Below are 20402 nucleotides of genomic sequence, written 5' to 3' on the forward strand. Positions count from 1 at the left end.
AACGGCTGACCTTTGTTCTCTCGATTTACAAACGTTTCTTTCTGTTCCATACACTGTTTTTGTGTATAGCTTTTTTAGGAAGTGACACCCTGTCATAAGACGCAATTACCCTCCTTTGTTTAGATCATGAAGCCTAAATTTGATGGACAAACTAAATCCAGGAAAATGAACGAAAACATCATCTGCTGGTTTGAGATCTATGTAAAGGATATCGAACGCGCAAAAAAATTCTACAATGCGGTATTAGGAACGGAGTTCAAGGATAGTGGTGCCCCGGGCGATTCGCCGGAGGGTATGAAAATGGCATTTTTTTCGCCTATGGAAAACCAGGGAGTATCAGGAGCCTTAATTGAAATGCCTGGCACCAAAGAAGGTGACGGCCACTGCGTAAATACTATGGTTTATTTCCCTTGCCAGGACTGTAGCGTTGAAGAAGGCCGGATTAAAGATGCAGGAGGAATTGTCAGCCGGTCCAAATTTTCAATAGGCGAATATGGATTTTGTTCCATCTGTGTGGATACTGAAGGGAATCCGTTTGGACTTTTTTCGATGGAGTAAATTGGTGAGTTTTCGACTCGTTAGGTGGTATGTTTTGCGGCTTTGAGTCGGAGACTCATTTTATCTATTAATCCTTAGACCCCGCTTCGCTCAGTCTAAGGACAGAACTAGAAAGCGAAAATGTTTGACGGCGTAAGAGTTAATTTGTAGCCGCTTTTAATGCCCTGTTAAGGCTTCTGATAGTGATCCCTAAATATGCGGCCATTTCTTCTTTTGAAAGCCTGATCTCCTGTTTGGATTGCAATGCCAGTAGTTTTGACAAATTGTGTTCGGTGGTATATAATTGCTGATAGGATGCCCGGCTGGAGGTGTTCACGATGCGTTCGGCGAAAACATCTATCAATAAATTATTTAATGCCAGGTTAGTTTGGAGAAGCGACTTAAAATAGGGAATGGAAATGGCATAAGCAGAAACATCTGTCATTGCTTCTATACTGCATAAGCAGGGGATGCTGCGGATCACCTCTATTTCTCCTACAATCTCTCCTTTACTCAAAAATTCGACAATATATTCCTTGTCGTTTTCTTCGGTAAAAAAGCATTTGGTAATACCCTCTTTGATCAGCATCACTTTCGTGGAAGCTTCGTTCTGGCTTAATAATCTTCTCCCTTTTGGGAATGTTCTTAGCAGAATGTCTTCTTTGCGTGGCTGCGTGTTGTAAAGCTCTTCTATATACGCCAGGAAGGATTGATTGGTTCGCAACATGTTTTGCCTGGGACAAATGTCCTTTTCTCAATTATTTACAATGGTGATTTTCGCAGCCAGAAAATTACAATTAAAATGGATAATCAGATTAAAACTATCGCATTTGATGCGGATGATACGTTGTGGGTGAATGAACCGTACTTTCAGGAAGCCGAAAGGCAGTTTTGTTTATTGCTTGAAGACTATCTGCCGCAGCATTCGGTTTCGCAGGAATTATTTAAAACTGAAATGGACAACCTTCAGCTCTATGGCTATGGGGTTAAGGGTTTTATGCTTTGTATGATCGAAACGATCAGCAGGATTTCGAATAATTTAGCTCCGCTGGAACTGGTAAATAGAACTATAAAAATCGGACAGGAGCTGTTGGAAAGACCCATTGAACTTTTAGATGGTGTAGCTGAAACTCTCGGGAGGCTAAAAGGGAGATATAGGTTAGTAGTGGCTACGAAAGGTGATCTGCTGGATCAGGAACGCAAGCTACAGAAATCTGGGCTGGAGCACTATTTCCATCACATCGAAATTATGAGTGAGAAGAAAGTAAGGGATTATCAGAAACTGCTAAAACACCTGGATTGCCGGCCAGAGAATTTTTTAATGCTGGGTAACTCGCTAAAGTCTGACGTTTTACCTGTTTTGGAGATGGGTGGGTTTGCTGGTCATATTCCATACCACACTACCTGGTTGCATGAGCAGCATGATCAAAGCCAACATATTTTGCAATACAAAAATTTTATTGAATTAAAGAAAATTGATGAAATTGAAGAAGTTCTTTTACAAGCTTAAACTGTTGTTTTTCAATAACCCGCTTTCAAGTAATTTAGCATAATATCTGCTCGAGGGTACTTTTTTTAACAGGTCGATTTGCTGGATTCTATGAATATCGGTCCCTATAAAATCGACGAGTTTATGGTCTGTCAGCTTTTCGGCTATTGCCCGTATGTTCTTGCCGTAGTGATCTGTGAGAGATAAAGCATTCACCTGAAACTCTACTCCCATGTCTTTTAGCCGGAAATAGTCATCAAAATTTTTGTGTAGGAATAAATACCTTTCAGGGTGTGCAAGTACTACCTGATAGCCCTTAATGGCAAGTCCGAAAAGAGATTCCTCGAGGGCATACGGACGAATAACCTGGCTGAATTCAATCAACAGCCTCTGTCCAGGTAAAAGTAATAGCTGTTGAGTGTTAACCAGGTGGTCAAAGTGTTCATCTAGATAGTACTCTGAAGAAAGCTCTAGTGTGATGCCATTAGGCAGTTTGGATTTGATCAGCTGATAGCCTGTTACTAGCGTGGATTTTGTGTTTGGATGTAGGCCTTGCATACTGTGAGGTGTTGTAAACAACCTATTAAAACCTAATTCAGCTAAGGCTTCTATCATTGACAGACTGTCTTCCATATTCTCGGCCCCATCGTCCACGCCGGGGATCAGGTGTGAATGCATATCTGTAGCTAAAGCCGAAAAATCACCAGTGTTTTTTTTTCGTTTAAAAAACAACATCCTCAAAAATCATATGCAAATATAGCGTTAGAGCTGGGTTCCACTTCATCGATCTAAGAAAATTGCGTATTATTGTGGCTGATTTCTATGGCATACCAGAGAAATTATTTTCTATTGCATGAAATACTTTTTATACATCTGCTTGCTGTGGTGCTTCAGCTCTTGCGGCGTTAAATACCAGTCTATCCCTTATTTTACAGATCTTTCAAAAGAACCGGTAGCTTCGACGGCTATAGTCAATCATAGGGAGCTTAACATACAAAAAGGAGATGCGTTCCTGCTGGAGGTAACCAGTTTGAATACCATGGCTTCGGCAGTGTTTAATAGCGGAAGTGCGGCTGTTGTTAATAGTTCAGCCAATAAAGAAGTTGGGTCACCATCCGGAAGCTATATGGTAGACAGTGAGGGTAATATCCGTATCCCGCTGGCGGGCTCAGTTAATATCGAAGGACTTTCCATCATCGAAGCAAGGAAAAAGATTGAGGAGCAATTAATGGCATATCTTAAAGAACCTGTGGTCAATTTGAAATTGGTTAATTACAGGGTATCTGTTCTGGGAGATGTAATGAAACCCGGCGCTTACCTTATAGATAGGGAAAACATTAATGTAGTAGAAGCCATAAGTCTTGCGGGCGACCTCAATATCACTGCAAAAAGGAACGATGTTTTGCTGATAAGGGAAAATGGAGAAAAAAGAGAATATATTCGGCTTGACCTGCAAAGTAAGGTATTGTTCGATTCACCCTATTATTATTTAAAAAGCGGAGATATTTTGTATGTACAGCCCGGGGAAGCTAAATACGCCAGTATCGACTCCAAATACCGTAATATTGGCTTAGGGCTGTCTTTAATATCGGTACTAGCTTTAGTTTTTTCACAGTTAAACCGCTAGAATGAAGTATAAGAAATTGGAAGATCTTGAAGAAGGCTTAAGCGGCGAACCAACTTTAAATCTGCGGGATATTCTAGCTCCCTACGTGTACCGCTGGCCGGTATTTGTAATAGCATCAATGCTTACGGTGTTTTTTGCATTTATTTACCTGCGCTATGCCAAGCCCGTTTTTCAAGTAGATAGTATGCTGCTTATTAAAGATGAGAAAAACGGAGGCAGCAATAATGAGATTCTAAATCAGCTCGATCTTTTTTCCAGTTCGAAAATTGTGGACAATGAGATAGATATCCTCAAGTCCAAAACATTGATGCGGGAGGTTGTAAATCGTCTCCACCTGGATGTAACTTTAAAAAGCGAGGGCCGGGTGATCGCAGTGGATGTATACAACAATAAGCCTGTCGTCATTAAAATTTTAGAGATTAAGCGCTCATGTTATGGCAGGCCTTATACCCTTTCTTTTCCAAATAGTAAGACCTTTTTATTGCAGGATCCCGCTACCGAGGAGACTTTTAAAGGCGAACTTGGCAAGCTGCAGCAAAATAAGTTGGGAAGCTTTATCATCTCTGCCACCCCCTATCTCAGAAATAATTTAAAAAACGATTTTCAGGTCATTTTTCTGAATCCGGAAGGTGTAGTGGCTCAATATGTTTCCCTGCTAAGTATTGAACCTTCTTCCAAGCAGTCTACGGTGCTCAGGATCAGCCTCAATAGTACCGTTCCAGAAAGGGGCAGGGATATTGTGAACACACTCATTGCTGTTTACAATGAGGCCTCTTTAAAAGATAAAAATCAAACAGTAAAGAACTCTATAGATTTCATCAATGAGAGGCTCAAACTGATCACCGTCGAATTGACCGATGTGGAGAAAAATGTCGAAGATTTTAAAAGTACTCAAGGCTTGACAGATATCAGCGGGGAAGCCAGCCTGTTTCTTGAGAGTGTAAGAACTACCGACGCCCAGCTAAATGAGGTAAATCTTAAGCTTGGGGTTATCAGAAATATCCGAAGGTCGATAAACGAAGGTTTTAAAGAGCAAAAGCTGCCCAGTACCCTTGGAATAGACGACCGTGTATTAGTAGAGCAAATCAGCCAGTTGTATGCGCTGGAGCTGCAGAAAGTAAATCTTCTAGCTACCTTGCCGGCTTCCAATCCGGTTTTTAAACCTATCGACGAACAGATTAAAAACTTCAAGTCTAATATCACTTCCAGTTTAGATGGTCTGGAAAATACGCTTGAAAATATGCGCAAAGGCCTGACTAATTACAACAGCCGTTACGAAAGCTCCATTAAAAAAATTCCTGGCCAGGAGCGGGAATTTATTACCATTAAGAGACAACAAAGCATTAAAGAGAATTTATATCTGTTCTTATTGCAAAAAAAAGAAGAAGCTATTTTGTCTTACGCTTCCGCTGCCGCAGATACAAGGGTCGTAGAGCCCGCAAGTGTGTCGCTTGGACCGATTTCGCCAAAAAGAAATACCATCTTGCTGGGTGCTTTAGCAGCGGGCCTTTTGCTGGCTTTTCTGTATGTATTTATAAAGGAGCTGCTCAATAACCGTGTTCGTTCAGTAAAAGATGTGAAGCGTCTGACTGAAGTCCCTCTGTTAGGAGAGATTGCACAGCAGGAGGCCAACGAACTAATTACGGTAAACAACCGTAGTGCCATGGCAGAGCAATTGCGTAGCATGCGAATCAATCTGCAGTATCTCGGAGGGCGTAAAGGCAAAGAAAGCAAAGGCGTGGTAACCTTGCTGACCTCCAGCATGTCGGGAGAAGGGAAAAGCTTTGTGGCCTGTAACCTGGCGGCCGTGCATGCTATTAGTGGGAAAAAGACTGTAATATTGGAGTTAGATCTAAGGAAACCCAAGGTTAGCCGCTATCTCAATTTGAAATCTAATATAGGCCTTAGCAATTATCTTATTGGGAAGGCCGAGATAGAAAAGATTATTCAGCCTTTGGATGGCTATACTAATATTTCAGTCATTGGCTCCGGCCCTCTGCCACCCAACCCATCAGAATTGCTGGCAGGAGAGGAAATGGAGGTGCTTATAAATTATCTGAAAGAGCACTACGACGAAATTATCATAGATACACCACCCATTGGTTTAGTTATCGATGCACAGATATTAGCCAGGTTTGCAGACATTACACTGTTTCTTGTAAGGCAGGGAATTACTTTTAAAAGCCAGCTAAGCAAGATTTCTGAATTGCAGCAAGAACAAAAGTTCCCCAAAATGAACGTGGTATTGAATGGTGTGAAACTGGGCGAGAATTATGGGTATGGATATTATACCAGTGATGCACACAAAGGGAATATGTTGATCAGTTTTTTTAGAGTTTTTAAGAAAAGGTTGATATAACGATAATTAGGAACGAATCAGACTTGTGGTGAGCCAGTTAAAAACAGGAGCAGTTTTATCCTACTTAAGTATCTTCCTTACTAATATTGTGGGTGTGGTTTTGACTCCCTTTATTATCAAAAGCTTGGGGGATGCTGAGTACGGTCTTTATTCCTTAATCGGGGCCTTTGTGGGTTATATCAGTGTTCTTGATCTGGGATTAAATGGCACTATCGTTAGGTTTGTAGCCAAATATAGAGCAGAAAATAGTCAAAAAGCTGAAGAAAATTTTCTGGCAATAACCATGTTGATTTATGGCGTTATTTCCTTGCTCATTGCATTGGTTGGAATAGGGCTGTATTTTAACCTTCATCATATTTTCAGTAATTCACTGAGCCCGGCAGAAATGGCGAAGGCCAAAGTAATGTTTGCTGTCTTAATATTCAATTTGGTCATTACTCTCCCGGGAGGTGCTTTTTCAGCTATATGTGCGGGATACGAACAGTTTGTTTATCCCCGGGTTGTGAGTATGCTGCGCTACCTTGTCAGGACAGTTCTTGTGGTTGTATTGTTGTTAAATGGTGGAGAAGCTATCGGTTTGATTGCTATCGATACCGTCCTGAATATTCTGTTTATTACATTAAACGGCTGGTACGTATTGAAAAAGTTAAATGTGAAGTTTAAACTCCGTCAATTGGACATTTTTCTCGTAAAGGAGATTTTTGCCTATTCAATATGGGTATTTGTTTTTGCACTCGTTCTTGAACTTCAATGGAGAGGAGGGCAGGTAATTCTAGGAATAAAGACAGATACTACAACCGTTGCAATTTACAGCGTTGGGGTGATGCTCGGCACGTATTATGCAGGTTTTGCAGGAGCGATCAATGGAGTGTTTTTGCCGAAGGCGATGCAGATGGTGGTAAATGGATTTAATGGTATACAATTGACAGATATGATGATCAAGATTGGTAGAATTGCCCTTATGGTATTACTGCTGATTTTAGGTGGTTTTATTCTTTTTGGCCAGGAGTTTATATATCTATGGATAGGAGATACATATAAAGACGCCTGGCTTATGGCATTGTTAATAATGCTAACAAGCACAAATATCCTAGTTCAATCTTTTGCCGATTCACTGCTAAGAGCAAAGAGCTTGTTCCGCTTTAAAGGATTAGTTTATATCTTCTTATTCGTTGTTGGGACCGTTATAGGTTATTTTTTTATTAACCGCTGGAAGGGGTTGGGAATGTTGATGGGTATATGCACTTGCTGGTTTATCGCTCAAATGATATTGAATGTTTATTTTGTAAAAAAGCTAAACTTACAAATAGTTAGGTTCTACAAGGAGTTACTATCAAAAAGTGTTTTTGTTTTTACAGTCACATTAATTGTCGGTTATGCAATAAATTTCATATTTCCTGGGTTTCAATGGGTAACCTTGTCAATTAAGATTATGACATATACTATAATCTACTTCTTAGCTATGTATCATTTAGTAGCAAACAACTATGAGAAAGATCTGGTGAGAAATGCATTTCGAATATATGCCTAAGATTTCTGTTATAATACCAGCATATAACGCTAAAAATTACATTTCAAGGTGTATAAGCTCTATTTTAGGGCAGTCTTTTAAAGATTTCGAGCTGATATTAATTGACGATGGTTCAACGGATAGTACTTTAGAGATATGTAAGAAATTTGCTGCTGAAGATAGTAGGATTAGAGTGGAGAATCAAATGAATTTAGGGGTCTCTGCGGCCAGAAATAAAGGGATATCGCTGTCAAGGGGACAATATGTCTCCTTCGTTGATGCAGATGATTACCTTGAGTGTACATTTTTGGAAAACTTTAAAATGGACGTTTTTCAAGATAGAGATTTCTATATCCAGGGAATGAGATTCGTAGATGGCGAAAACGTTTCTAGGTCGCCTGTCGGTGATATAGGTGAAATCGAAAGCCTTAAATCGTTTATTCTGGTAGCCGATAAAAAACATTTATTCGAGGGGCCTTGTGCCAAGTTATTCAAAACTGAACTTGTTAAAGCAAACAAAGTCTTTTTTGATCAAAGCCTTTCTTTTGGCGAGGACAACTTGTTTATCCTCAATTATTTGAAATATATTGAATCTTTCTGCATAACACCTTTTACAGATTATAACTACATATTACATCACAATCAGGCTTCATTGTCAACTAAAGTGCATGATTTTGATAAGATTTTGAAATATATCCAATTAACACATGCTGAAAGGATGTCGATCCAAAAACGAATATCAAGTGACGAATACCTTGTTTTTTTAAATAAGGTTAATAACAGACGATTGTTTACTTCGATACTTGGAGTTTTCAGCAATATAAGAAAGTTGAGTGCAAAGGATAAATTGTTACGATTTAGGGAACTGTTAGATTTAATAGACTTTAAGTTCGGGATTGATAGTGAATCGTCCAAGCTTGTTTATTTATTTAGGATCCTTGCAGTAACCATGCGCTTTCCGCGATTAAGCTATTTTGTGTTGTCAAATTTAATTAAGCTGAGATGACTCTTGTTTCTATAATTGTTCCTGTTTATAACGTTTCGGCCTATATAGATAGATGCATCAGTTCCATATTGAATCAAAGTTTTAAAGAGTTTCAATTGATATTGATTGACGATGGTTCTACCGACGATTCGTTTAGTATTAGCAAAAAGCATGCTCAAGAGGACAAAAGAATTGTTTTAGCTGGACAACCAAATAAAGGAGTTTCAGCAGCACGAAATAAAGGGATAGGGCTTGCAGAAGGGACTTACATCTGCTTTATCGATGCAGATGACTGGGTTGAACCCAATTATCTGGAGTGCCTGATTCCTTCAACCTTAAGCAATGACACTCAATTAGTAATTTCAAATATTAATTATGTGTATAAAAATAAAACAGTCCCTGCTAGCAAGCACAACAGAGAGATGTTAGAGGCAGACCGTTTTGAGCCGCACGATTTCTTCGAAGCCAATGAGTTTGTTTTAACCAACGCTCCGGTTAATAAATTATTTAAAACCGAAGTAATAGTAAAGAATAAAATTTCGTTTAAAGAGGACTTGCGAAACGGGGAAGATTTCATTTTTGTTCTAGAGTATGCCTTGCAGTGCCAAAAGATAATTTTCGTCAACGATTATACCTACAATTATAGGCGAACTGGTCAGGATAGCACTACTTTGGCATATAACGATAACTTTTATTCGGATGTTAAAAAGACCAAGGATGCTTATTTTGCCATAATTGAAAGGTATGAGGCAGTAACCGAAGAGGAAAGGTTGTATCAATATTTTAGAGTTGCATCTAAAGCAATTTTTGAAGAAGGTAGGAAGGGGAGTGGAAAATCTTTCATACAACAATATCATGCAATAAAAAGTATTCTTGACCTGGAAGAGATTTCTCTATATCGAAATAAGTACCGGTTGAAGGAAACGGGAAACGATAGATTTTTTATCCTCCTAAGAAGATTAATGATGACTAATTCAGTACTGCTAATAATGTTATTGCTCAGGATCAGAAATCTAAAAAAGTAATGGTTACATCAACATATATTGTTAAAGTATGGTATTTCTTCTTGTCCTTGTATTTATTTTAAGTTATTTACTGTTAAAACCTTTATTTAAACGAAAGTTCGGACCTGTAAAACTACTAGAGTTTAATGATTTAAAAGAAGTAGAACACCGACTGCGAAATGTCGCATTGCAAATGGCAGCATCAAAGACCGTTTACATGGCCTTCGGCGATGAGGATAGTCTTTATCGCGATTTGGCAAGGATAAAACAAAAGTTAAAAAGAGATAGCAGTCTTCAGAATTATGCATATTTCAATTTTCCGAGGGCTTGGTTGTTGATAGGTCTGTTCAAATTTGGAATTGAAAGGAACGATGAAACAATCTTGCATACCGTAGTAATTCAATCAAGCCATTTAATCAATGAAGTTGGTGAGCTAAAATTCAGATTTAACAAGATAGATCAGGCATTATTTGGACTGCTATTTTTGAATCTGTTCGAGCACACAAAGGAACTGAAGTATAGAAAGGCAGCAGAGCAAATTTATAGTCACATCCAAGTTTTTAAAAATAAGGAAGGGCTTTACCTATATCGAAAAACTGACAATATACTCTTTATTGATACCTTGGGAATGTTATTGCCATTTTTATACGAATATGCATTGCTGAAAGGTTGCACTTTGATAAAAGAAGAAGCTAATCTGCAAATTAAAAAGTATTTACAATATGCCTCAAATTCCGGCGAGATACTTTCCTTTCCGTCTCATGCATATGATTTGAATAAAAAGATGAAATTAGGCTCGGTAAACTGGAGCAGAGGGATGGGATGGTTTCTCATAGGTTTAGCATACAGTGTAAAATCTAATGAAGAGGACCTGTCATTCAAAGACATATTCGAAAACTACTGGCGCAAAATAGAAAGTTTAAATATAAATCATTATTGGCCGCAATTCTTGGGGCATAATTATGATTATTCAATAGATTCATCTGCTACAATTATGTTTTACTATGCTAACGCACTAGTCTATGGCATGAGGAACAATAAATTGAATTCAGCTTTGAGATCAGCTATAAGCACTAAGGGGTTTGTGGAACTGAATTCGGGAGACACTATTTATATCAACAACTATTCAAGAATTAAGGGCCGATCAGAGCTTAGTCAGGGGCTGTTGTTATTAACTCTCGCAAAATGAAAGTAGGAATTTTGACTTTACCATTGTGGAATAACTATGGGGGAATTATACAGGCATTCGCTTTGAAAGAAACTTTGAAGCGAATGGGACACACCGTTTTTCTAGTCGATTATCATCATCACAAGCTTAGCTTTCTGGCATCAAAAAATATACAGCTAAAGAGATTTATCAGATCTTCTCTGTGGAACAATGCCCCTTATTATCCTGATAAAAAAGAGAATGAAATCATATCTCAACACACGTTAGCTTTTATAAAAAGCGAGTTTGAATTTATAACAAAAAGAATAGACGGCGAAATTCTGTTAAAACAGGAGACTGAAATGCTCGATGCGGTGGTTGTTGGTTCAGATCAGGTATGGAGACCAGGTTATACCCCCAATATCTATAACTATTTCCTGGAATTTTGCCCGGCAACACAAATAAAAATTGCATATGCAGCATCCTTCGGAACAGAGCAATTCCTCTTCGACGAAGTACAAACGAAAAGGTGTAAAGATTTATTAGCGAAATTTAAAGCTGTTTCAGTTAGAGAAGACTCGGCCGTCAAGTTATGTAAAGATCACTTCCATATGGAAGCTGTACAATTACTTGATCCGACACTTTTATTAGGTGTGGAGGATTATTTACAAATTATCGACAGGCATAAGACTGAACCATCAGAAGGAGAATTATTTACTTATATCCTCGACATGGATGATCGGAAAAATGAAATTCTTAAAACTGTAGGTGCCGGGTTAGCTCTCACCGCATTTGAAACAATGCCCAGAAAATTCGATAAATTCTTTACACCGAAAGACTCAAATTACATCTTTCCACCATTGCCCCAATGGCTAAGGTCATTCAGGGACGCAAAATTCGTTATTGCAGATTCTTTTCATGGCTGCATTTTTTCGATTATTTTTAACAAACCATTCATCGCTCTTGGCAATGCTGAAAGGGGCATGACACGTTTCGTTTCCTTGTTGAAATTATTTAGTTTAGAGGAAAGATTAATAACAAACGCGGAAGATATAAATCTGGATTTGATAAACTCACCAATAGATTGGGTTAAAGTAAATGAAGATCTAGAGGAACAGAGGGCTAGATCTGTGAAATTTCTCTTAAAAGCCTTTTGTAATGAAAGCTGATATCTCCATTGTAATGCCGGTTTATAATGGAGGAGCGTATATCACACACGCTTTAAAAGATATTTCAAATCAGTCATTTCAAAACTTCGAAGTGATTATAATAAACGACGGGTCTACAGACAATACAAGGGAAGTGGCTGAAAACTTTATTGAGGAGGATAAAAGGTTTAAACTTTTCAACGAGAAAAAAGGAGGCGTGGCATCTGCGAGAAATTACGGGATTAAAAAAGCGAGTGGTGACTATATAATACATTATGATGTCGATGATAGGATTCCTACCGATGCGCTGGAGGTGCTCTATAAAGAAGCTGTTCTGTCGCAAGCAGGTATCATTCTCGGGGATTATCAAGTCATAGTTTCTTCCTTGGAAAGGTATGTAAGTCAAAATTTTAAGGGATCAGCGGATGATTTTATCCAGGGCTTACTATACCATCAATATCACGGGGCACTGTGGAATAAATTAATAAGACGTGAGTTGTATCGGGGGGTGATATTTGATGAGGATATCAATTTTATGGAAGATATGCACGCTTTAGTTCAAATTCTTTCTATGAACAAACCCGAAATTAGATATGTTCCCAAAATCGTCTACCATTACATCCAAAATGGTGACTCTGTTACAAATGCATTATCCGCAAATGCATTCGATAGTTTCAGAAAAGTCATAGAGTATTTAGAAAATACCTTTGCTCTCCGGAATGTTAAGTTTGACCTCGACTTACTGAAGTTGCATTACAAATTGTTAGCCTTACGTAAGGGTGATAACATAGAATATACAGAGGTTTTTAAAGAAGTAAATGATAAGGTGTTTAGCACTCCGAACTTGTCTTTAAAATATAGATTTTTTCTGTTCATTATGTTAACGTTTGGAGAATGTCGCCTGTTTTTTAATACCAGAAAATGAAAAGAGTTTTGCATGTAATAGGTAAAATGGACAGGGCCGGCGCGGAGACAATGGTAATGAATCTGTACCGGAGCATAGACCATTCAAAGTTGCAATTCGATTTTATAGTCTTTACAAATGAAAAGGGAAACTTTGACGACGAAATTAGCGAGTTGGGTGGTAGGATCTTCTATATCCCCGGAAGAAATGCGCTTAAACGAATGCTAGCTCTACGAAAGTTTTTGCGCGATAATCCTTCCTACAACATCGTTCATGCACACACGCTATTTAGTAATGCGTTTCATCTATATGCTGCAAAGCTGGCGGGCGTGAAACACAGGATCTGTCATTCTCATAATACAAGTGATGCAGGTGCAGAAAGGGGGAAATTCATCTCACTACTCTATCAATATATAGCAAAAAAGGTAATTAGAAGGTATTCTACTGCTTTTCTGGCATGTGGAAAAGAAGCTGGGACTTTCCTGTTTCCACGTGACGCGGAAGTACTTATTCTGCCGAATTCCATAGATGTCGAAGCTTATAGGTTAATCGCTTCGGAGTGTAAGGACTATTTAAACAGAACATTCTCTATTCCGAAGTCGACTTTAAAGATTATTCAGGTTGGACGCATGGAAAAAGTGAAGAATCATAAGTTTTCTATAAGACTGGCCGAACGTATGAAAGCATTGAAGATAGACTTTGTCATGCTTTTCTTAGGCCAGGGTTCTTTGAAGCAAGAGTTGGAAATGTTGGTGACGAATGCCAGTCTAGATAACTACATTCTGTTCGCCGGATTAAGAGAAGATGTTCCCCAAATTATGGCGGGTGCAGATGTGATGATTATGCCATCTTTGTTTGAAGGATTTCCCGTTGTGTTGGTAGAGTCGCAGGCCATGGGGTTAAAAGCACTTGTATCAAAGGGGCTGTCGAAGGAAGTTGATCTAAATATGGGCTTGGTAGATTTCCTGCCATTAGAACGACAAGAAGATTGGATAGAGAAATTAATTAACAGCAGGCAAGGTGATTTTTCCTGCTATACTGACAAAAGCCATCTCATAGAGAGAGGATTTGATATAAGGTCTAATGCTGAGTATCTACAGGACTTTTATAAAAAAATGAACTGATGTTTGAATGGGTCCCCGTCATATATTATACAAATATCTATTATATCACTTTATTTATCGTTGTCGCCATAATCTTCACGAAATGTTATATAACACCCATTCATTCTGTAGATAACAAGAGATTTACGAATACGATTGGATTGGGCTTTTTAGTTTTCGTGATTGTTTACATGGGGTTGAGGCCGGTCAATGGCGTATTCATTGATATGACTATGTACGACTACAATTTTCGCCGGTTTCAGCAGGATGGGTTGAAATACATTAATAGCACTGACGATTTAATGTTTAATTATTTTACGTATGTCTCATCTAAAATAATGACAGCCTCATTTTATTTTTTGATATGTAGTATCTTATATATTGTTCCTCTATATCTGATTTCCAAAAAGTGGTTTAAAAATTATTGGTTTTACTCGTTTTTAGCGTTGGTTGCGTCATTCTCGTTTTGGTCATATGGTGTCAATGGGATTCGGAATGGCATAGCAACATCGATGTTTTTACTGGCGGTTTCAAGAGAAAGGCTGGGATGGAAGCTGTTTTGGTTAATTGTCGCTGTCAACTTTCATAAGACGGTGCTTTTGCCATCAGTAGCTTTTTTTGTAGCTTGTATCTGTCCGCAACCTAAATACTTTTTGTTTTTCTGGCTCTTATGTATTCCAATGTCACTTTTGTTAGGCAACAATATCCAGGTTTTATTTGCAGGAGTGATGAATGATACCCGGGCTGTTGACTATTTAACAAATCGAAATATTAATGGAGATCAATTTTCAAGTACTGGCTTCAGATGGGACTTTTTAATTTATAGTGGATGTGCTGTTTTTGCTGGATGGTATTACTTATATAGGCTCAACTATGATGATAAATTCTACAGAATTTTATATAACACATATTTGTTTTCTAATGCATTTTGGATATTGGTGATTAAGGCCAACTTCTCTAATCGCTTTGCCTACTTATCCTGGTTTTTGATGGCAATAATCATATTTTATCCCATTATTAAGCATCTTGTCTTACCCTTTCAGCATAGAGTTATAGGATACCTCTTGTTTGCGTATTTCGCTTTCACTTTTTTTATGAACGTAATAATTGCTAATTAATGCTTTGTTCTGTAGTAATACCCATGTACAATGTTGAAAGGTTTATAGTGCGTTGCCTGGATTCTGTTTATTCTCAGGGACTCTCTCATAACGAATTCGAGGTTATTTTGGTAAATGATGGTTCGACTGATAATTCGGTTGCGGTAGCTGAACTACACTTAAAGGATAAAAACAACTGCAAAATAATCTCACAAAGGAATAAAGGACTCGGAGGGGCAAGGAACACAGGAATTCTGGCGGCGCGTGGTAGGTACATATTATTTCTTGATGCAGATGATAAAATTTTGCCCTCAGCTATTAAGTCTGTTCTAGATGTTGCCGAGCAAAACTCCCTGGAAATATTAGAATTTTCTGCAATAGGGGTTGACATCAACGACAACTCGGTATATAGAGTTCAGAATACCACATACTCTAGCGTCGTTGATGGAATAAGTTACTATAATTCGATTCGCTACCTACACTCGGCTTGTAATAAGTTATATCTAAGAGATTTTTTAATGAAGAACAATCTGTTTTTTCTCGAGCAGATTTTTATAGAAGATTTTGAATTTAATACACGTACTTTTTCTCTGGCAAAAAGGGTTCTAGCAACAGATTCACTTGTTTGTGCTTTTCTCCAAACGGACAATTCAATTACCAGAACCACCGATAAGGATAGAAAGCGTAAAATGATTAGCGATATCCTTTTAGTACTGAAGGAAACCCTTAACACCCAAAGGCGCATGATTAGCAATGCGTCTACAAACCAATTCTTTGAGGAACGAAAGGCGTTTTTAGTAGCGACAATGTTCTTTCAGTTAGTTAAGATCAGAGCTTCCTTTGTCGAAGTAAGAGCACTCAAAAAACAACTTGAGAAGGAAGGCCTCTTCTATGTGAACTACCGTATCTATGACTATAGAAAAAATTTATTCAGGTTATTCGTATTAAAACATATATGGCTGTACAGATTCATCAAACCCTGTTTTAGTTTATCTTAATTACATGTCTGTTAATATACAAAGCATGCCCAAGTTCTTCCTTATAACGACAGTCCCCATGTCGATGATCTTTTTTAAAGGGCAGATCACATACCTTAAGTCGTGTTTTGACATAAGTCTGATTTCGTCTCCTGGCGAAGAACTTTGCAACGCGGCGGAGACAGATAATGTTGCTTTCTACCCAATACCAATGGAAAGGGATATTAATGTTTTCAAAGATCTAATCAGTTTGTTCAGATTGATTAAGCTGTTTAAGAGAGAAAGGCCAGATATTATACATTGTAATACCCCTAAAGGCGCTTTACTTTCGTTAATGGCGGGATTTTTTACATCCGTTCCTCACAGGATCTACTTTGTGCACGGCCTCAGGTATCAGGGCGCTTTGGGTGTTAAAAGAAGAATATTAATTCTTTTAGAAAAGCTATCCTGTTTATTTGCAACGAATATCATTGCTGTAAGTCAAGGAGTAAAGCAGATACTGCAAAAAGAAATCACAAAAAAGAATATCGAAGTAATTGCCTTCGGGAGTTCAAATGGAATTGACCTTAACCTTTTTAATAAGGATCGTTACGATAGGTCTTCCTTGAAGAGGGAGCTTAATATTCCTCAGAATGACTTTGTGTTCGGTTTTATCGGTAGGATAGTGTCAGACAAAGGAATCAATGAGCTTGTTCACGCATTCAAAAATTTGTGTCTCACATACTCGGATATCACTCTTCTGTTGATTGGGGGCTTGGAGCAGAACCTGGATCCTTTGAAGCCGGAAACTTTGAAAGAAATAGCTGAAAATGGTAAGATTATACATTGTGGTGTTCAGGCAGATGTGAAGCCCTTTCTTTCAATTATGGACGTCCTCTCATTTCCAAGCTACCGGGAGGGTTTTGGGATGTCGGTTATGGAAGCTAATGCAATGGGTGTTCCAGCAATTGTGTCTAACATTACCGGATGTAACGAAATTGTCGAGAATGGAATAAATGGGTATTTAATTGAACCCAGAAATATAGTTGATCTAATAGAAAAGATGCGGTTTTGTATAACAAACAAAGAAATTCTTAATGGAATGTCGCTAAATTGCCGTAAAATTGTTCAATCGAAATTTTCCCGGGACATTGTTTGGAATGAGGCTTTAACTAAGTATAGAAGTATCGCAGGGATATAATTTACTTAAATAGTTTTACTAGTGTTATTAAGATATTTATATACTTCAGTATCAAAATATTGAACATTCCTCAAGAGATTTCGTACTAAATTCTAGATTTTTATTAGATGTACATTATAGGAGCCGGGGGGCATGGCAAAGTAGTTGCTGAACTTGCCGAATTAAACGGCAAAACAATTAAAGGTTTTATTGACGATGATAGCAGTAGGAATACAGTATTATCCTACAAAGTTTCAACTGTTTTTCCGGCCGAACCAGTCATGGCAGTGGTCGCAATTGGAAATAATATGGTAAGGCGCGAAAAAGCCTTGGAAAACAAGTTAGTTTTTTGCTCTCTGATACATCCTAAAGCATGTCTAAGTAGCCGAACTATCATTGGCGAAGGTACGGTGGTAGTAGGTGGCGCAACTATCAATATCGACGCCAGAATAGGAAGACATGTGATTATCAATACGAACTCCTCCGTAGGACACGACTGTGAGATCGGGGACTTTGTTCATATTGGTCCAAATGTTGCCCTGGCTGGAAATGTTAAGGTAGGCGAGGGCACGCATATTGGCTTAGGGGCTGCTGTTATACAGGGTGTGAGCATCGGGAAATGGTGTGTTATAGGAGCAGGCTCTGTGGTGATCAAAGACGTACCTGATGGCGCTATGGTGGTAGGTAATCCCGCCAGGATCATTAAAACACAGATTATAGAAACTGTATAGAGTTCTGGCTGATGAGATTTAGTGAATATATACGAAACAAGGCTTTCAGAGCTCTAGACAGAATGCGTAAAGAGCCGATAAACGGGATGATAAAAGAGTTAGACGCTTTTAATGCAGCCGGCAAACCGTATCAAGACGTTCTGATAAAATTAAACAGGTTCCTTAATGAAGTACAAACCTCTTCTGTTTTTTATGCCAATAATAATCCAGGAACGAACCTATCCGGGTATCCCATAGTAAAAAAACGTTTGTTAAAAGAACACATGGAGCAGGTGCTGTCTTCAAAATATACCAGGAAGGAATTGGTTCCCGTAACTACAAGCGGATCTTACGGCGTCCCTTTTACTTTTTATCTTACCCCGCAAAAGAAGAAGAGACAGCTGGCAGAGGTGATTCATTTCAGTTCCCGGGCAGGCTACCGGGTAGGTGTTTGTCATGGTTATTTTAGGACGAATTTACCTAAGAGCAGTCGTAAGCTGTGGTTTCAGAACCAGATTTTCATTCCCTCAAAAGTTCTTGATAAGCATTTTCTGGAAAACACCCGCTCTCTTTTAAAAAGTAAGAAGGTCAAGGTTTTGATCGGATTTCCTTCTGCGATGGCTTTATTAGCTACGTATTGCCTGGAGCAGGGCGACCGGCCGGAAGAGTTTGGAATTCAGGGTATCCTGGCTTTTGCAGAAAATTTGACTGCGAAGCATCGGGACTATCTCGTAAAAGCTTTTGGATGTCCGGTACATAGCAGGTATGCTACGGAGGAATTAGGAGTACTAGGCTATCAAACGGACAATCATAGTGGATTTGAGCTTAACAGTCTCAATTATATTATTGAGGTATTAGATCTCGACAAAGATGTGAGTGTCAAGCCGGGGGAAGTTGGGAGAGTAGTGGTGACGGACCTACACTCGGATGCTATGCCCCTGATTCGTTACGAGACTGGAGACCTCGCACAACTTGGTCAAGTGTTTGATGAAAACCCTAATTGGGCGAAAAGCTTGACTTCCCTGTCCGGCCGGTCTGTGCAATTGCTTTATGCTACGAATGGGGAAAGACTTTATCCTTTGTATATGGATCTCTTTATGGAAGAGTCTGAAATTTTCGTACAGTACCAAATGATCCAGGAATCAAAGAAACTTTTCACTTTAAAATTGGTTCCTAAAAGTAATTATGATCCAGCAGATTTTTCCGAAGATGCGCTTATTGCCGATTTGAAGAACTGGCTGGGGAGCGATGCGGAAATTAATATACAATTGGTAGAGGATATTGAAAAACTGCCTTCCGGTAAACGCCCATATATTATCAACAGGCTTGCAAGTGTATAAATTGATCTTTAAACGTAGCCTGGATGTTTTTGTTGCTATTTTGGGTCTAGTAGTGCTAAGTCCGGTTTTAATAGTAATTACTGTATTGCTATATTTTACCACTAGTGGCAAGCCGTTCTTTCTGCAGTTGCGCCCGGGAATAAATGGTCGCATTTTCAAGATTATCAAGTTCAGGTCTATGAATGAAAAAAAAGATAAGAAAGGTGATTTGCTTCCGGATAGCATGCGTTTAACCTCAATTGGAGCTTTCATTCGCCGGACTTCGCTAGATGAAGTTCCACAATTAATCAATGTATTAAAAGGAGATATGAGCTTGGTTGGACCCAGACCGCTATTGCCGGCCTATCTTCCTTTGTATAACAAAGAACAGCGCCGAAGACATGAAGTGAAGCCAGGGATAACGGGTTGGGCGCAGGTGAATGGACGTAATGCTATTTCCTGGCAAAAAAAATTTGAGTATGACGTATGGTATGTTGACCATCTTTCTTTTGCACTGGATATGAGGATTGTGTGTTTCACGATATATAAAGTATTTAAACGAGATGGCGTCTCAGCAAACGGCGAGGCGACGATGCAGGCATTTAAGGGTAATTGAATATGTTATATTTATATGGGGCCGGGGGACATGCAAAGGTGGTGTTGGAAACTGCGGAAGAGTTAAATATTCCAATATCAGGAATAATAGACGAAAAGATAGTGGTTGGTACATTGTTTGATTATAGGATTTTTGTCCCCGGCGAGGTGTCCTTTTCTCAGGAAACACTGATTTTGTCAATAGGAGATAATTCGGCCAGAAAACAACTGGCAGAAAAATATGAACAAAAAACTTTTACTTCTTTGGTTCACCCGCGGGCTTATGTCTCCAGGCGCGCAGCAATTGGAGCAGGTTCCGTAGTTCTGGCCGGGGTAAGTATCAATTCATCCGTTATAGTTGGTGAGCATGTAATTATAAATACAAATTCATCGGTCGATCACGACTGTACGATAGGTGATTATGTGCATATAGCCCCTAATGCCTGTTTAGCCGGTAATGTTACGGTTGGAGAGGGTGCCTTCATCGGAATGGGAGCTTGTGTAAAGCAGGGTATTAGGATTGGCAAATGGGCAGTTATAGGAGCAGGATCCGTTGTCTTGACAGATGTGCCTGATTTTTCTAAATTCTGGGGGAACCCTGCGAAAACCGGAACAAGAAAATAGATAAGAAAATTAATAGCTATGTGAAACATAGTAATGTTTTGACACATAGGATCAGTTATTGCTGTCATAAGCTACCTAAGAAATATTTTAATGAGTTTTATCAACTTAT

Annotated in this window: 20 protein-coding genes; 18 read left to right on the top strand and 2 right to left on the bottom strand. The window is 38.7% G+C overall.

Annotation, left to right across the window (positions count from 1 at the left end):
* Window positions 1–126: 126 nt before the first annotated feature.
* A complete protein-coding gene (locus J3P37_RS20175; protein WP_256013222.1) occupies window positions 127–558 on the top strand; it encodes a VOC family protein in 432 nt (143 codons plus the stop codon).
* Window positions 559–697: 139 nt separating this feature from the next.
* Here J3P37_RS20175 and J3P37_RS20180 read toward each other — a convergent pair whose 3' ends face one another.
* Window positions 698–1264: a Crp/Fnr family transcriptional regulator gene (locus tag J3P37_RS20180; RefSeq protein WP_256013225.1), complete on the bottom strand. Its 567-nt coding sequence runs from the start codon at window positions 1262–1264 to the stop codon at window positions 698–700.
* Window positions 1265–1339: 75 nt separating this feature from the next.
* On the opposite strand from J3P37_RS20180, the gene J3P37_RS20185 reads away from it, so the two are divergent.
* Window positions 1340–2047, top strand: a complete 708-nt coding sequence (locus J3P37_RS20185) for an HAD family hydrolase (protein ID WP_256013227.1) — start codon at window positions 1340–1342, stop codon at window positions 2045–2047.
* Here the strand turns inward: J3P37_RS20185 and J3P37_RS20190 are convergent.
* Complete coding sequence (locus J3P37_RS20190; protein ID WP_256013228.1) at window positions 2036–2704, bottom strand: tyrosine-protein phosphatase; 669 nt, start codon at window positions 2702–2704, stop codon at window positions 2036–2038. The genes J3P37_RS20185 and J3P37_RS20190 overlap by 12 nt on opposite strands.
* Window positions 2705–2879: 175 nt before the next feature.
* Between J3P37_RS20190 and J3P37_RS20195 the strand changes: the two genes are divergently transcribed.
* From J3P37_RS20195 to J3P37_RS20265, 16 genes are all read left to right on the top strand, one after another.
* Window positions 2880–3653, top strand: a complete 774-nt coding sequence (locus tag J3P37_RS20195; protein ID WP_256013230.1) for a polysaccharide biosynthesis/export family protein — start codon at window positions 2880–2882, stop codon at window positions 3651–3653.
* Window position 3654: 1 nt separating this feature from the next.
* Window positions 3655–6012 (top strand): GumC family protein, encoded by a 2358-nt coding sequence (locus J3P37_RS20200; protein ID WP_256013232.1) that lies wholly within the window; start codon window positions 3655–3657, stop codon window positions 6010–6012.
* Window positions 6013–6040: 28 nt separating this feature from the next.
* A complete protein-coding gene (locus J3P37_RS20205; protein ID WP_256013235.1) occupies window positions 6041–7543 on the top strand; it encodes an oligosaccharide flippase family protein in 1503 nt (500 codons plus the stop codon).
* The gene (locus J3P37_RS20210; RefSeq protein WP_256013237.1) at window positions 7536–8528 is read left to right on the top strand and encodes a glycosyltransferase family 2 protein; all 993 of its coding nucleotides are present in this window, start codon (window positions 7536–7538) and stop codon (window positions 8526–8528) included. Before J3P37_RS20205 ends, J3P37_RS20210 begins: the two co-directional genes overlap by 8 nt.
* Window positions 8525–9532 carry a glycosyltransferase family 2 protein gene (locus J3P37_RS20215; RefSeq protein ID WP_256013239.1) on the top strand — a complete coding sequence of 336 codons (1008 nt, stop codon included), beginning with the start codon at window positions 8525–8527 and terminating at the stop codon, window positions 9530–9532. The genes J3P37_RS20210 and J3P37_RS20215 overlap by 4 nt, the downstream gene beginning before the upstream one ends.
* Window positions 9533–9560: 28 nt before the next feature.
* Window positions 9561–10700 (top strand): glycoside hydrolase family 88 protein, encoded by a 1140-nt coding sequence (locus tag J3P37_RS20220; protein WP_256013241.1) that lies wholly within the window; start codon window positions 9561–9563, stop codon window positions 10698–10700.
* Window positions 10697–11827, top strand: a complete 1131-nt coding sequence (locus J3P37_RS20225) for a polysaccharide pyruvyl transferase family protein (RefSeq protein WP_256013243.1) — start codon at window positions 10697–10699, stop codon at window positions 11825–11827. Before J3P37_RS20220 ends, J3P37_RS20225 begins: the two co-directional genes overlap by 4 nt.
* On the top strand, window positions 11817–12731 hold the full coding sequence (locus tag J3P37_RS20230) for a glycosyltransferase family 2 protein (protein WP_256013245.1): 915 nt from the start codon (window positions 11817–11819) through the stop codon (window positions 12729–12731). The genes J3P37_RS20225 and J3P37_RS20230 overlap by 11 nt, the downstream gene beginning before the upstream one ends.
* On the top strand, window positions 12728–13834 hold the full coding sequence (locus J3P37_RS20235; protein WP_256013246.1) for a glycosyltransferase: 1107 nt from the start codon (window positions 12728–12730) through the stop codon (window positions 13832–13834). Before J3P37_RS20230 ends, J3P37_RS20235 begins: the two co-directional genes overlap by 4 nt.
* Entirely contained in the window at window positions 13834–14931 is a 1098-nt protein-coding gene (locus J3P37_RS23170) for an EpsG family protein (RefSeq protein ID WP_369414101.1), read from the top strand. The genes J3P37_RS20235 and J3P37_RS23170 overlap by 1 nt, the downstream gene beginning before the upstream one ends.
* Window positions 14931–15908: a glycosyltransferase gene (locus tag J3P37_RS20240; RefSeq protein ID WP_256013247.1), complete on the top strand. Its 978-nt coding sequence runs from the start codon at window positions 14931–14933 to the stop codon at window positions 15906–15908. The genes J3P37_RS23170 and J3P37_RS20240 overlap by 1 nt, the downstream gene beginning before the upstream one ends.
* 58 nt (window positions 15909–15966) lie before the next feature.
* Window positions 15967–17067: a glycosyltransferase family 4 protein gene (locus J3P37_RS20245; RefSeq protein ID WP_256013248.1), complete on the top strand. Its 1101-nt coding sequence runs from the start codon at window positions 15967–15969 to the stop codon at window positions 17065–17067.
* 107 nt (window positions 17068–17174) lie between these two features.
* The gene (locus tag J3P37_RS20250; RefSeq protein ID WP_256013249.1) at window positions 17175–17777 is read left to right on the top strand and encodes an acetyltransferase; all 603 of its coding nucleotides are present in this window, start codon (window positions 17175–17177) and stop codon (window positions 17775–17777) included.
* A gap of 11 nt (window positions 17778–17788) precedes the next feature.
* Window positions 17789–19096 carry a phenylacetate--CoA ligase family protein gene (locus J3P37_RS20255; protein ID WP_256013250.1) on the top strand — a complete coding sequence of 436 codons (1308 nt, stop codon included), beginning with the start codon at window positions 17789–17791 and terminating at the stop codon, window positions 19094–19096.
* On the top strand, window positions 19089–19691 hold the full coding sequence (locus J3P37_RS20260; RefSeq protein WP_256013251.1) for a sugar transferase: 603 nt from the start codon (window positions 19089–19091) through the stop codon (window positions 19689–19691). Before J3P37_RS20255 ends, J3P37_RS20260 begins: the two co-directional genes overlap by 8 nt.
* A 2-nt stretch (window positions 19692–19693) precedes the next feature.
* Complete coding sequence (locus J3P37_RS20265; RefSeq protein WP_256013252.1) at window positions 19694–20293, top strand: acetyltransferase; 600 nt, start codon at window positions 19694–19696, stop codon at window positions 20291–20293.
* Window positions 20294–20402 lie beyond the last annotated feature (109 nt).

This window comes from Desertivirga xinjiangensis, from assembly GCF_024436435.1.
GTDB classification, from domain to species: domain Bacteria; phylum Bacteroidota; class Bacteroidia; order Sphingobacteriales; family Sphingobacteriaceae; genus Desertivirga; species Desertivirga xinjiangensis.